The following is a 12593-nucleotide window of genomic DNA, read 5'->3' as shown; positions in this document are numbered from 1 at the left end:
ATCAAACCTGTGTCGCGTCCAGCGCGTCGAGCAATGGCGAGTGCACTGCACCCTCCACCACCCACGCCCGCAGGCTGCCCGGCAACTGCGCCAGCGCCTGTTCTGCAGCAGCGCGCGTGGCGAACTCGACGAAACAACCACTTCCCGACCCGGTCAAACGCGGTGTACCGACCCTGGAAAGCGCCTGGAACACCGCCTCGACGGCGGGTTCGCGGCGCCGCAGGACCGGCTCGAACGCATTGTCGAGCAGGGAACCGGAAGCGAAGTCCGCTATTTTCGCGGGCGCAGCATCCCGCGTCAATTCCTGTGATCGAAATAACGCCGGGGTCGGCACATGAATGCCAGGGTCGACCAGCAGATATGCCGCTTCCGGCAGGGAAATCGGGGTCAGCTGTTCGCCCACGCCTTCGGCCCAGGCATTGCGGCCGCGCACGAAGACCGGCACGTCTGCGCCCAGCTGCAAGCCCAGCGCGGCCAGCGCATCGGCCGCCAGACCCAGGCCCCACAAGGCGTTGAGCGCGACCAGCACGGTCGCCGCGTCCGAGGAGCCGCCGCCAAAACCGCCGCCGGCCGGGATGCGCTTGTCGACCCGAATCTCCGCGCCCGCCTGGGCGTTGGTTGCCGATTGCAGCAGGCGCGCGGCGCGGACCACCAGGTCATCGTCTTCGGCAACGCCGGGCAAACTCTCGCCCAGGCGGCGGATCTGACCGTCGCGGCGCACACGAAGATGAACGGTGTCCCCCCAGTCCAGCAGCCGGAACACGGTCTGCAGCAGGTGGTAGCCGTCGGCACGGCGCCCGGTGATCTGCAGGAACAGATTCAGCTTGGCCGGCGCGGGCCACGCCAACCAATCGCTTCCCGGCACGTCCATCAGGGCGATACGGTCCATTGGTCGACCAACAGGCGCACCTTTGCTTGGCCGTTGCGGGCTTCGATCCGCTGTGGCAGCTCGGGCTGGCCAACGCCGGCCGGCGCCCAGGCCAGGAAATCGATGGTCCAGCCGTCCTGCTGCACGGTGCGCGGGCGCCCGGCCGCATCCAGATCGACGCGTGCGGCAGCCGCATCGGCGATGCGCAGCGCGCGCACCCAGTCCGGCATCTGGTTGACCGGGATAGTCCAGCCGGTTGCTTCCAGCAGCACCTGCTCGGCATTGGGGCCACTGCGCGGACCGCCGTCCAGTCCTTCCAGCCGGCCGGCGCCGCTGGTGGTGTCGCCGGTGAGCACCCAGCTTTGCCGGGTGACCGGCGCACTGAGTTGCACGCGGTAGCGTGGGCCGTCCTGCTGCCAATCGATGCGGCCGCTGCCGCCGTCGCGGTCCTTGCTGATCGCCACCCGGCCCTGGAAGGACCAGTTGGGATGCACCTGCAACCAGGCCTGGCGAGCGGCTTCAGCCTGGCGCGCACCGTCGGAAACATGATCGACCACGGCCGCCGCACTGCCCTGCCCGCGCGGCACGCTGACGCAGGCCGACAGGCCGACCAGCACCAGCCCGCCCAGGGCCAGCGTTCGAACCATCTTGCTCATAGCCCGAACTTTTCCACGGCGCGCTGCAGCGCACGGTTGTCCGGGTCGAGACGGCGCGCTTCATCGAAGTAGCGACGCGCTTCATCCTGCTTGCCGCTGACCCACAGCACTTCGCCCACGTGGGCCGCGATTTCCGGGTCCTTGACCAGCGCCCAGGCCCGACGCAGCTGCACCAGCGCTTCCTTGGTGCGGCCCATCCGGTACAGCACCCAGCCATAGCTGTCGACAATGGCCGGGTTGTCCGGGTCGGCGGTGCGGGCACGGTCGATCAGCGCCAACGCTTCCTTGTAGCGGGTGGTGCGGTCGGCCAGGGTATAGCCCAACGCGTTCAGGGCCGCGACGTTTTCCGGTTCGGTCACCAGGATCTTGCGCAGATCGGCCTCGGCACGCGGGACATCGTCGCGCCGCTCCCAGGCCAGCCCGCGGGCGTACAGCAACGCGCTGTCGTCCGGGTAGGCGGCCAGGCCACGTTCGAAGGCGTCCAGTTCGCCCGGTGCATCGTCGGCCCGCTGATGCAGTTCGGCTTCGAGCACGTAGGCGTCGCGGCGCGCGTCATCGTCGGCACTGGCGTCGCCCTGCAAGGCGCGGGCTTCGGCAAGCGCTTCGGGCTTGCGGCCCAGTTCGTACAAGGCACTGGCGGCGCGCAGACGCGCCTCGCTGAGCTGCGGACCACCCGGCACGCCGCGATACCACTCCACCGCCTCGTCGTAGCGCTTGAGGAATTCGGCGATCTTGCCCAGCAGCAGACGGCGGTCCGGATCGGGCTTGGTGGCGTTGCTCTTGAGCTCGGCGTACAGCGCCTGCAGCGAGCTGCGGTCTTTTTCCTTGGCCAGCATCGAGGCCCGCAAGCCATAGGTCTGGGTGTCCTGCGGCCCGGTCGAAAGCACGCGTGCCGCAGCTTCGGTCTGGCCCATGGCGTCGTAGGCGAACGCCAGTGCGCCGCGCAGCTCGGAGTCCTTGACCGCCTGCGGTTCGATATTCTTCAGCAGCGCCAGCGCTTCGTCGTTCTTGCCTTCCTGCTGCAACTGGGTGGCGTGCAGCAAGGCCACGCGCGGCTCTTCGGGGAAGCGGCGCACCACCTCGTCGACGATGCGCTTGGCCAGCGCGGGGCGCTCCATGCGCAGCGCGAGCCGACCGAATTCCTGCCAGGCTTCGATCTGATTCGGGATGGCGCCGGCCTTGACCAGGTCTTCGAGCACGTCGGCCGAGGCTTCCGGCTCGCGGCCGCCGTTGGCCAGGGCGATCAGCGCAAAGCGCCAGCCACGCGGGTCGGGCTCCTTGAGCAGGCCGAGCAGGTCGCGGCGCGCGGTGCGCAGGTCGTTGCGGCGCAGGGCCAGCGAGGCCTCGGTGCTGCGCATGGACATCGACGACGGCGCGCGGGCGCGCCACAACGCCAGCGCTTCGATCGCGCGCGGGTCGTCGTTGGCCAACATGGAGATGCGGGCGGCGCGCTCGGCCAGCCCGGCATCGCCGGCTTCGGCCTTGGCGGCGTCCAGGTAGGCGCGCGCGGCATCGTCCAGTTGCCCGGCCTGCAAGGCGAATTCGCCGGCCAGCACCGGCTCCAGCGACGAAGTACCGGCACTGCTTGGGAGCGGAGCGGGCGGTGCTTTCTTGGGTGCTGCGGTGGCACTGGCGGAGACTGCGACCAGCAGAAGAACACACAGGATGCGAATCGGTACAGGCATCGGGGGCAACCGGGCCGTAAAATGGGGCCCTGAATGGCCGCCAGCTTATCGCAAGCAACTGAACAATGACGTTGTGGGTGCTCGGACTGAATCACCAGACCGCACCTGTGGACCTGCGCGAACGCGCGGCGTTCGCAGGTGATGCGCTGCCGCGCGCGCTCGAATCGCTGCGTGCGCTGCCCCAGGTAAGCGAGGCCGCGCTGCTGTCCACCTGCAACCGTACCGAGTTGTATGCGATGGCCGAGGAGGCGCACAGCCTGGTCACCTGGCTGGAAACCCACGCGCCCGGGCTGAGCGGTTATCTGTACCAGCACCAGGAAGCCGAGGCGGTGCGTCACCTGTTCCGCGTCGCCACCGGGCTGGATTCGATGGTATTGGGAGAACCCCAGATCCTCGGCCAGGTGAAGGACGCCTGGGCAGTGGCGCGGGCGCACGGCGCGCTGGGCAGCGGGTTGGACCGGCTGTTCCAACAGACCTTTTCGGTGGCCAAGCGCGCGCGTACCGACACCCGCGTGGGCGCAAATCCGGTGTCGGTCGCATCCACGGCGGTGCGGTTGGCACAAGACTCGTTTGCCCGGCTCAACGAATCGACGGTGTTGCTGATCGGTGCCGGCGAAACCATCGAACTGGCGGCCAAGCATCTGAGCGAAGGCCGCGTGCGCCGCCTGCTGATCGCCAACCGCACCCTCGCCCACGCGCAGACGCTCGCCAGCCAGCACGGCGGCTTCGCCTTGCCGCTGACCGATCTGGAACGCCACCTGGCCGAGGCGGATGTGGTGTTTTCGGCCACCGCTGCACGTGAGCCGCTGGTGACACGCGCACAGGTGGAACAGGCATTGCGCGCACGCAAGCGCAAGCCGATGCTGCTGTTCGACCTGGCAGTGCCGCGCGATATCGAGGCCTCGGTGGGTGAGTTGAGCGACGCCTACCTGTACACGGTGGATGACCTGGAACGCGCGGTCGAAGACAACCGCCGTGGCCGCCGCGAAGCGGCCGACCAGGCCGAAGCCATCATCGACCTGCAAGTGGCGCGCTATGTCGAAACCTTGCAGGCCAACGCGCGCCAGGCACCGCTCAAGCGGCTGCGCGCCTTCGGCGATAGCACCCGCGACGAGCTGCTGGCCAAGGCGCGCCAGCAGTTGCACAACGGCAAACCGGCCGACGAAGTGCTGGAGCAGCTGGCGCATGCGCTGACCAACCGCCTGCTGCATCCGCCCACCGCCGCACTACGCGATGCGGCGCTCAACAACGACCTGGAATTGACCACTGCGGCCGACCGGCTGTTTCCGGAAAAACCGGGTTACCAACATCCCCCCATAGCTACCCCGATCGTGAGGACCGATGACGCCGACCCTGCGCCGTAAGCTCGAAGCGCTGGCCGAGCGCCGCGAAGAACTGCAGCACCTGCTCTCCGACCCCGATGTGGTGGGCAACAACGACACGTTCCGTACGCTTTCGCGCGAACTGTCGCAACTGGAGCCGGTGGCGGTGGCGCTGGAAGAGGAGGCGCGCGCCAAGGCCGACCTGGCCACGGCCGAGGCGCTGCGCAACGACCCGGAGATGCGCGAGCTGGCCGAAGAGGAAATGGCCGCTGCACAGGCGCGCCTGGAACACCTCGATGCACAGCTGGCCGCGCTGCTGGTACCGCGCGACCCACGCGACGACGGCAACCTGTTCCTGGAAGTGCGCGCCGGCACTGGCGGTGACGAGGCAGCGATCTTTGCCGGCGACCTGTTCCGCATGTACGCACGCTACGCAGAGCGCCAGGGCTGGAAGGTGGAAATCGAATCGGACAGCCCCGGCGAGCACGGCGGCTACAAGGAAGTGGTGGCGCGCGTGGTCGGGCGCGGCGCGTATTCGCGCCTGAAATTCGAATCCGGCACCCATCGGGTGCAACGCGTGCCGGCAACCGAATCGCAAGGCCGCATCCACACCTCGGCCGCCACGGTGGCGATCATTCCCGAAGCCGACGACGTGGAAGAGATCACGATCAATCCGGCCGATCTGAAGGTGGACACGTTTCGCTCGTCCGGTGCGGGCGGCCAGCACGTCAACAAGACCGAATCGGCGATCCGCATCACCCACGTGCCCAGCGGGGTGGTGGTGGAATGCCAGACCGAGCGCAGCCAGCATGCCAATCGCGACAAGGCGATGAAGCGGTTGAAGGCGCAGCTGCTGGACACCGAACGCAGCAAGGCGGCAGCGGCCGAAGCGCAGACGCGCAAGTTGCAGGTGGGCAGCGGCGACCGCAGCCAGCGCATCCGCACCTACAGTTTTCCGCAGGGTCGCATCACCGACCATCGCGTCGAAGGGCTGACCTTGTACGACCTGCCCAACATCATCGAAGGCGACCTGGATGCATTGATCGGGCGGCTGCTGCACGAACATCAAGCCGACGAACTGGCACGGTTGAGCGATAGCCCGTGAGTGCGCAAGTGCCGCGCGAGCTGCTGCAGCTGCGCGAGCAAGTGCGACGCCAGCCGGGCGATTTCGTCGCCTGGTTGATGCTGGCCGATGCCGAGCTGGGCATGGGCGTCACCGCTGCCGGCGAAACAGCCGTGCAGCGCGCGCTGGCGTTGCATCCGGGCCATCCGGAAGCGGTGGCGCGGCTGGGACGGGTGCGCTGGGCGCAACAGCGCCATGCCGAAGCGGCCACGCTGCTCCAGCAAGCCTCGGACCTGGTACCGCAGCATCCAGGGATCGCCCTGTGGCTTGGGCACGCGCTCGAAGATGCAGGCCAACCGGAACAGGCCGCGGCCGCCTATACGCGCGCCCATCGGCTATTGCCCGACGAACCCTACATCACCGCGCAATTGCTCAACTGGCGGCGCCGCCTATGCGATTGGCGCGAGCTGGACTCACTGGCTGCACAGGTGCGCACTGCAGTGACGCAAGGCCAGGCGGCCGTGGAGCCTTTCGCGTTCCTGAGCGAGGACGCCAGCGCCGCGGAACAACTGGCGTGCGCACGTACCCGCGCGCAGGTCGTTGCCTCCTCCGTGCGCCCGCTGCCAGCGGCAACGCTGCGCACCCACGGCGCGCTGCAACTCGGATTCGTGTCCAACGGCTTTGGTGCGCACCCGACGGGCTTGCTGACGGTGGCCTTGTTCGAAGCATTGAAGCAACGCCAACCGGACCTGCAGGTGCAGTTGTTTGCAACCACCCCGGACGATGGCAGCGACATTCGCGCACGCCTGGCGCAGGCAACGCGCATGCACGATGTCACTGCGCTGGGGCATCTGGCCACTGCGCACCATATCCGCGACCAGGGCATCGATCTGTTGTTCGATCTGCGTGGCTGGGGCGGTGGCGGACGACCGGAAGTCTTCGCATTGCGGCCGGCACCGGTACAGCTCAACTGGCTGGCGTATCCGGGCACCTCAGGCGCGCCGTGGATGGACTATGTGCTTGGCGATGCCGTTGCGTTGCCGGCGTCGCTGGAGCCGTTCTACAGCGAACAGGTGCTGCGCCTGCCGCGCGCCTTCCAGCCATCGGACACCTCGCGCACGGTGGACGAACCACCATCGCGCGTGCAGTGCGGGCTGCCGGAGCATGCGGTGGTGCTGTGCTGCTTCAACAACAGTTACAAGCTCAATCCACGCAGCATGGCGCGCATGCTGGCGGTGTTGCGCGCGGTGCCCGGCAGCGTGCTGTGGCTGCTGTCCGGCCCGGGCCAGGCCGATGCGCGATTGCGTGCAGCAGCGCAGGCACAAGGCGTGGATGCGCAGCGCTTGGTCTTCATGCCCAAACTGCCGCACCGGCAGTATCTGGCGCGCTATCGACACGCGGATCTGTTTTTGGATACGCACCCGTACAACGCGCACACCACCGCCTCCGATGCGTTATGGGCAGGTTGCCCGGTCTTGACCACGCCTGGGCAGACGTTTGCCGCGCGTGTGGCCGGCAGCCTGAATCATCATCTGGGGCTGGATGACATGAATGTTGCCGATGACGCTGCGTTTGTGGCCAAGGCGATCGAACTGGCGAGCGATGCAGAGGCATTGCGTGGCGTGCATGCTCGGGTGGCGGAACAACGCCTGCGCAGCGGCGTTTTCGATATGGACGGGTTTGCGGATGATCTGGCCGCGCTGCTGCGTGGTATTGCGCGGCGCAGCGGGTGGTTGGGGGTTTAGAGCGCCGCCAGCTGTCGCGAGCAGTCGCTACTCGGGCATCCGGTGCGCCGAAGCTGGAGTGGACGAGCGATGGGCTGCGTCTCCGGGCATCGGCCGTACCATCCGGCGCCCCCGGTCGTTTCGCTGGCCGGCTCCAGGCTCGGTCGTTGGGTGCAGCACCCACGTGTTGCGTGAGATGAGCGGTGGAAGGCGCCGCCAAGCGCTGCGAACAAGCATCGATGCTGTAGTGCCGTCTCCCGTCGGGACATTGCCCTCCTTCATGCGGAGGCGAAGGTAGCGCGTAGCGCCGAATGAGCATGCGGCTCCGGCGGTGGTATCGGTCAACCGTACCCTCACCCCAACCCCTCTTTCGCAGGAAGAGGGGCTAACAGCGACGCGTTAGCCAACACCCTTTAGTCACCCGGTTCATGCAACTTCACACCATAACGCTGTACCCGGCCGTCCACGCTCGCTAGGCTGCACGCATGCCTTCCATTCCCGAATTCATTCCCCTGCGCCTGTGCGTGCTGACCGTGTCCGACAGCCGCACCCTGGCCGATGACCGCTCCGGCGATTACCTGGCCGATGCCCTCACCCACGAAGGCCACGTGCTGCACGAACGTGCACTGTGCCCGGACGACCGTTACCGCATGCGTGCGATCGTGTCGAACTGGATTGCCGATGCGCAGGTCGACGGCATCCTGATCACCGGTGGCACCGGCTTCACGGGGCGCGACAGTACCCCGGAAGCGATCACTCCGTTGCTGGACAAGCTCATGCCTGGCTTCGGGGAGATGTTCCGCGCGATCAGCGTGGAAGAAATCGGCACCTCCTCGCTGCAGTCGCGCGCCTTTGCCGGGCTGGCCAATCACAGCTTCGTGTTCTGCCTGCCCGGCTCCACCTCGGCCTGCCGCACGGCCTGGGAAAAGATCGTGCGTGCGCAGCTGGATGCCCGCACCAAGCCGTGCAATCTGGCGACATTGCGTCCACGCCTGGGGCAATAGCCTGCGCGCTTTCCACTGGTGTTGGAACGCGCATGTCGCACCTGAAACGCAAGGCTTACAAAAAGTTGCTGGCGCCAATGCAGTTGGAGCTGGTGGACATGGCGCGCTGGCTGCGCCACACCAACCAGCGCGCCCTGGTGCTGGTGGAAGGCCGCGACACCGCCGGCAAGGGCGGCGTGATCCAGGCCATCGCCAGCCACCTCAACCCGCGCCAGTGTCGGGTGGTGGCGCTGCCCAAACCCAACGACCGCGAAAGCACGCAGTGGTATTTCCAGCGCTATGTGACGCACCTGCCGGCGGGCGGCGAATTGGTGCTGATGGACCGCAGCTGGTACAACCGCGCCGGCGTCGAGAAGGTGATGGGCTATTGCACCGACGCGCAGTACGACCTGTTCCTGGAGCAGGCGCCACGCTTCGAACAGATGCTGGTCGACGACGGCATCCTGCTGTTCAAGTACTGGCTGTGCGTGGACCAGGCCGAGCAGGAAAAGCGCTTTGCCGAACGCCGCGAAGACCCGCTCAAGGGCTGGAAGCTCTCGCCGGTGGACCTGCAGTCGCGCACCAAATACGACGACTACACCGCCGCACGCGAACGCATGCTGGAGGCCACGCATACGCCCGACGCACCGTGGACGCTGGTGGATTTCAACGACCAGAAACGTGGCCGCCTGAGCCTGATCCGCGATCTACTGGACCGGCTACCGGACACCGCGGTGCCCGATGCGGGGGTGCAGCTGCCGCCGTTGCCCGGCAAGCTGCACAAGGAACGCTATGGCGTGCTGGAACCGATCGACGATTACGCCGCCCAGTCCTGAGAGATTTCGTCGCTGGCCGCGGTGGCACGCGATAGCGGGTGCAGGCCGGCCTGACGTTCGGCCTGCTCGGCCTGCAGCACCAGCTGGCTCAGGCGCTGACTGAACAATTGCATGAAGCCGCGATGCAGCGGACGCATCGCTTCCATGTAGTCCACATCGTCGGCCTGCGCACCGAGCGGGCTGCAGGACGACAGCAGCACTTCGTCCAGGCGCAACGCGCTATCGGGCAGGCGCACCAACGCGGCGCGGCGCAGCCAGTCGCGCATGCCTTCGCGGTATTCGGCGGCCAGGATGTAGGCCACTTCGACCTGGTCCAGGTCCACATCCGGGTTCCATGCCAGCACCTGGATCACCTGCGAACGCTCGTCCAACATGCGTCCTTCGGCGACCAATGCATGCAATTGCTGCAGCAGACGCCATTGCACGCCAGCGGCTTCGCGCTGGGCGGTCGGCATGGCTTCGATGGCTAGCGCCAGACGCCGCGCAAACAATGCCGGCACCTCGGACAGCACGATCGGGCCGGCATCGGCGCCCAACAGGAAGCGTTCGGTGCGCAGCGCGGCGGTGTCGGGCAGGTAGCCGTCCTGCAGTGGGCGCATCACGCCGTGGTCGAGCAGCGACAGCACCACATCCAGCCAGTAGCGGCGCTCCTGCTGCAGGGTGCGGTTGGCGGCGGCGTTGTGCCAGGCCTGACGCACATCGTCCAGGCGCACGATGCAGGACTGCGCATCCAGCCCGTCCCAAGGCGCGCGGGTGGCGTCGTTGGGGTCGAAGGTTTCCGCGCTGAGCATGCCGCCGCCGAAGCGATGCCAGGCTGCACCACGCTGGGCGCCGGCCGGGTCCGGCCTGGCCGCGGCCACCGGAGCTGCAGTGGCCGGGCGCAGGAGTGCAGCGTAGGCATCGGCCCACGAATCGGGCAAGCGCGCCGACAGCGGATAGCTTGCCGCAGGCTGAGCCAGCCCCTGGCGTGCCAGACGCAGGCTCCACACCACCGCGCCGATCACGATGCCGGTAAAGATCCAGGCCAGCAGCCAGCTGGTTGCCGCCTGTCCGGTGGGTAGCACACGGGTTTGCGGGTGCAGAAACAGCAACCAGCCGCTGCCCAGCAGGCCACCGAGATACAGCCACGGCGCCAGCTGCGCCATCTGGCGGTTGCGGCGATGCGCGGGCAGGTCGTGCCCGTCGTTGCGGTCTTGAGATGGAGCGGCCATTACATTCCCCGTGCACGCCTGATCGCGTTGACAGGGTTATCGGCGAGGCAACCCAACTCTGTTGCCCTGCTTCAGTGGCGCGCGCTCACCCAGTTACAAAGTCTTCAGTCGGCGGAACCGGGCAGGCCGTGCGCGTGACCGCCGCGACCGTGGCAGCCGGCGGGCCCTGCCATAGCCAGGCTTCCAAGGCGTCCAGCGCCGCCGCGCTACCGGCGGCGACTACCTCCACGCTGCCGTCGGCCTGGTTGCGGGCATGCCCGATCAGGCCGAGTGCGACTGCACGTTGACGGGTGGACGCGCGGTACCACACGCCCTGCACCACGCCGCTCACCACAAAACGCGCCGCCTGCATCAACCCGCCTTGCCGGTGATGCCGACGGCCGCTTCGATATCGCGTGCGGTCACCGGGCCAAGGAATTGCTTGGCCACCTTGCCGTCCGGGCCGATCAGGTAGGTCATCGGCAGGCCGCGCGGGGTAGCGAAGTCCTGTGGTGGCTGGTACGGGTCGAGGATCGCGATGGGGTACGACACCGGGTGGTCCTTCAAGAACGCCTGCATGTCGGCGCTGGTGATGTCTTCGTAGGCCAGACCCACCACCTCGACGGTGTCGCGCATGGTGTGCAGCGCCGACAGTTCGGGCATTTCCTTCAGGCACGGCGCGCACCAGGTGGCCCAGAAATTCACCACCACCCATTTGCCGCGGTGCGCGGCCAGGTCGTAGGTCTCGCCGGTCACGGTCGGCAGCGAGAGCTTGGGCATCTGGGCGGTCTGCTGCACCACCGAGCTGTTGGGCGGTGCAGCCGGGTCGGCCGGCGTGGCTGGCGTGGTCGGCGCCTGGGGCGTGGCGGCAGGCGCAGCGCCGTTGCCGGCAGCGGGAGTGGCCTCGCTGGCCGGCTTGCAGGCGGTCAGCAACAGCAGTGGCAATAGCAGCGCGCAGGCGCTGCGGACAAGACGCACGGTCATGCAGGATCTCCGGGAAGGTGGGTGTAGAGGTCGCCGACCGGCTGCGCCAGCACGCTGCGCAAGGGTTGGCGCAGCTGTTCCAGCGCGGCGGCGGCGGCCTGGCCGTAGGCATCGTCGCGGCACGGCAACGGGCGGTCTTCGATCGGCACGCGCAGCTGGCAGTGTTCGTAGAGTTCGGCCAGCGGCACCACATCCAGATCGCGCGCCAGCAGCCACTGCCCGCGCTCGTCGCGACGCAGCAGGCGGATGCGCTTGAGCTCGCACAGCAGTTCCTGCATCAGCGTGTCGGTGAGCATCGGCTCCAGCGCCAGGATGCGGTCTTCGTCCAGGCCATCGCCGTGGATGCGCGCCTGGCGGAACCGACCGAGCAGACGCAGCAGGCCATAGATCTCGAAGCCCGGGGGCAGCCGCATGGCCTCGGGCTGGTAGCGGAAGGCGGACATCGACGAGGCCAGCGAGGCGCCCAGCAGCACCGACACCCAGCTCAGGTAGATCCACAACAGCAGGATCGGCAGTGCCGACAGCGCGCCGTAGATGCGTTGGTAGGTCTGGAAATTACCCAGGTAAAAGCCGAACCCCCATTTGACGACTTCCATCAGGATCACCGCCAGCAGCGCGCCCGGCAGCGCATGCCGCAGCCGCACCACGTGCTGCGGCACCACGCGGTAGATCAGCACGATGCAGACGAACTCCACCGCCATCGGCGCCAGCCGCCAGGCGAATTCGGCCAGCCACTGGCCTTCGGTGGTGCGGAACAGCGGCAGTGCGAACACGTAGGCCGCCATCGCCATGGCGGCGGCGGCCAGCATGGTGCCCAGCGTCAGCACCGTCCAATAGATCAGGAAGCGCGTCACCTTGGGGCGCGCGGCGGCGACCCGCCAGATGCTGTTGAAGGTTTGTTCGATGCTGTGCAGGGTGATCAGCAGCGAGGCCACCAGCGCGACCATGCCGGCCACGGTGAACTTGCCCAGGTCTTCCAGCGAGCGATTGAGATAGTTCTGCACCGAACGCGCTGCGCCAGGCACGAAATTGTTGAAGATGAAGTCGGTCAGCGCGTCCTTCCATTCGTTGAAGGCCGGAAACGCCGACAGCACCCCGAACACCACGATCGCCAACGGCACCAGCGCGAACACGGTGGTGTACGCAAGCGAGGCGGCGGCCTGGAACAGCCGGTCGTCCAGGAAGCGGCGCCACAGAAAGCGCCCGAAACTCACCGTCCGCGCGCGGTCGCGCAGACGTTCTTTCCATTGGTGGAGTTTGTTCACACGCGACATCGCGCAAG

General features: G+C 67.5%; 12 protein-coding genes. 5 read left to right on the top strand and 7 right to left on the bottom strand.

Translation table 11 applies throughout. The features are described 5' to 3' along the window. Position 1 precedes the first annotated feature (1 nt). The 3 genes from ispE to FLG15_RS04370 are packed head-to-tail and all read right to left on the bottom strand — an operon-like array spanning position 2 to position 3209. On the bottom strand, positions 2–889 hold the full coding sequence (ispE, locus tag FLG15_RS04380) for a 4-(cytidine 5'-diphospho)-2-C-methyl-D-erythritol kinase (protein WP_057678924.1): 888 nt from the start codon (positions 887–889) through the stop codon (positions 2–4). Further along, entirely contained in the window at positions 871–1524 is a 654-nt protein-coding gene (gene lolB / locus FLG15_RS04375; protein ID WP_057678923.1) for a lipoprotein insertase outer membrane protein LolB, read from the bottom strand. The genes ispE and lolB overlap by 19 nt, the downstream gene beginning before the upstream one ends. Then, on the bottom strand, positions 1521–3209 hold the full coding sequence (locus tag FLG15_RS04370; RefSeq protein ID WP_057678922.1) for a tetratricopeptide repeat protein: 1689 nt from the start codon (positions 3207–3209) through the stop codon (positions 1521–1523). The genes lolB and FLG15_RS04370 overlap by 4 nt, the downstream gene beginning before the upstream one ends. Positions 3210–3274: 65 nt before the next feature. Between FLG15_RS04370 and hemA the strand changes: the two genes are divergently transcribed. From hemA to ppk2, 5 genes are all read left to right on the top strand, one after another. After that, complete coding sequence (gene hemA, locus FLG15_RS04365; protein ID WP_057662692.1) at positions 3275–4573, top strand: glutamyl-tRNA reductase; 1299 nt, start codon at positions 3275–3277, stop codon at positions 4571–4573. Further along, positions 4551–5636 carry a peptide chain release factor 1 gene (prfA, locus tag FLG15_RS04360; protein WP_017155005.1) on the top strand — a complete coding sequence of 362 codons (1086 nt, stop codon included), beginning with the start codon at positions 4551–4553 and terminating at the stop codon, positions 5634–5636. Before hemA ends, prfA begins: the two co-directional genes overlap by 23 nt. After that, positions 5633–7339: an O-linked N-acetylglucosamine transferase, SPINDLY family protein gene (locus FLG15_RS04355; RefSeq protein ID WP_057678920.1), complete on the top strand. Its 1707-nt coding sequence runs from the start codon at positions 5633–5635 to the stop codon at positions 7337–7339. The genes prfA and FLG15_RS04355 overlap by 4 nt, the downstream gene beginning before the upstream one ends. A gap of 464 nt (positions 7340–7803) precedes the next feature. Further along, positions 7804–8322: a molybdenum cofactor biosynthesis protein B gene (gene moaB / locus FLG15_RS04350; protein ID WP_057678919.1), complete on the top strand. Its 519-nt coding sequence runs from the start codon at positions 7804–7806 to the stop codon at positions 8320–8322. Positions 8323–8354: 32 nt separating this feature from the next. Beyond that, a complete protein-coding gene (ppk2, locus tag FLG15_RS04345; protein ID WP_057678918.1) occupies positions 8355–9137 on the top strand; it encodes a polyphosphate kinase 2 in 783 nt (260 codons plus the stop codon). Here ppk2 and FLG15_RS04340 read toward each other — a convergent pair. The 4 genes from FLG15_RS04340 to FLG15_RS04325 all read right to left on the bottom strand — a co-directional run bounded on the left by FLG15_RS04340 (position 9119) and on the right by FLG15_RS04325 (position 12585). Further along, the gene (locus FLG15_RS04340; protein ID WP_017156946.1) at positions 9119–10348 is read right to left on the bottom strand and encodes a hypothetical protein; all 1230 of its coding nucleotides are present in this window, start codon (positions 10346–10348) and stop codon (positions 9119–9121) included. The two genes, ppk2 and FLG15_RS04340, sit on opposite strands and share 19 nt — an antisense overlap. Before the next feature lie 85 nt (positions 10349–10433). Further along, a complete protein-coding gene (locus FLG15_RS04335) occupies positions 10434–10700 on the bottom strand; it encodes an acylphosphatase (protein ID WP_057678916.1) in 267 nt (88 codons plus the stop codon). After that, positions 10700–11311, bottom strand: a complete 612-nt coding sequence (locus FLG15_RS04330; protein WP_003486785.1) for a TlpA family protein disulfide reductase — start codon at positions 11309–11311, stop codon at positions 10700–10702. The genes FLG15_RS04335 and FLG15_RS04330 overlap by 1 nt, the downstream gene beginning before the upstream one ends. Beyond that, on the bottom strand, positions 11308–12585 hold the full coding sequence (locus FLG15_RS04325; RefSeq protein ID WP_150145588.1) for a YihY family inner membrane protein: 1278 nt from the start codon (positions 12583–12585) through the stop codon (positions 11308–11310). Before FLG15_RS04325 ends, FLG15_RS04330 begins: the two co-directional genes overlap by 4 nt. Positions 12586–12593: the final 8 nt, after the last annotated feature.

It is taken from the genome of Xanthomonas phaseoli pv. dieffenbachiae (assembly GCF_008639345.1).
Lineage (GTDB): Bacteria > Pseudomonadota > Gammaproteobacteria > Xanthomonadales > Xanthomonadaceae > Xanthomonas > Xanthomonas phaseoli.
This window is presented reverse-complemented; position numbering and strand designations above follow the sequence as displayed.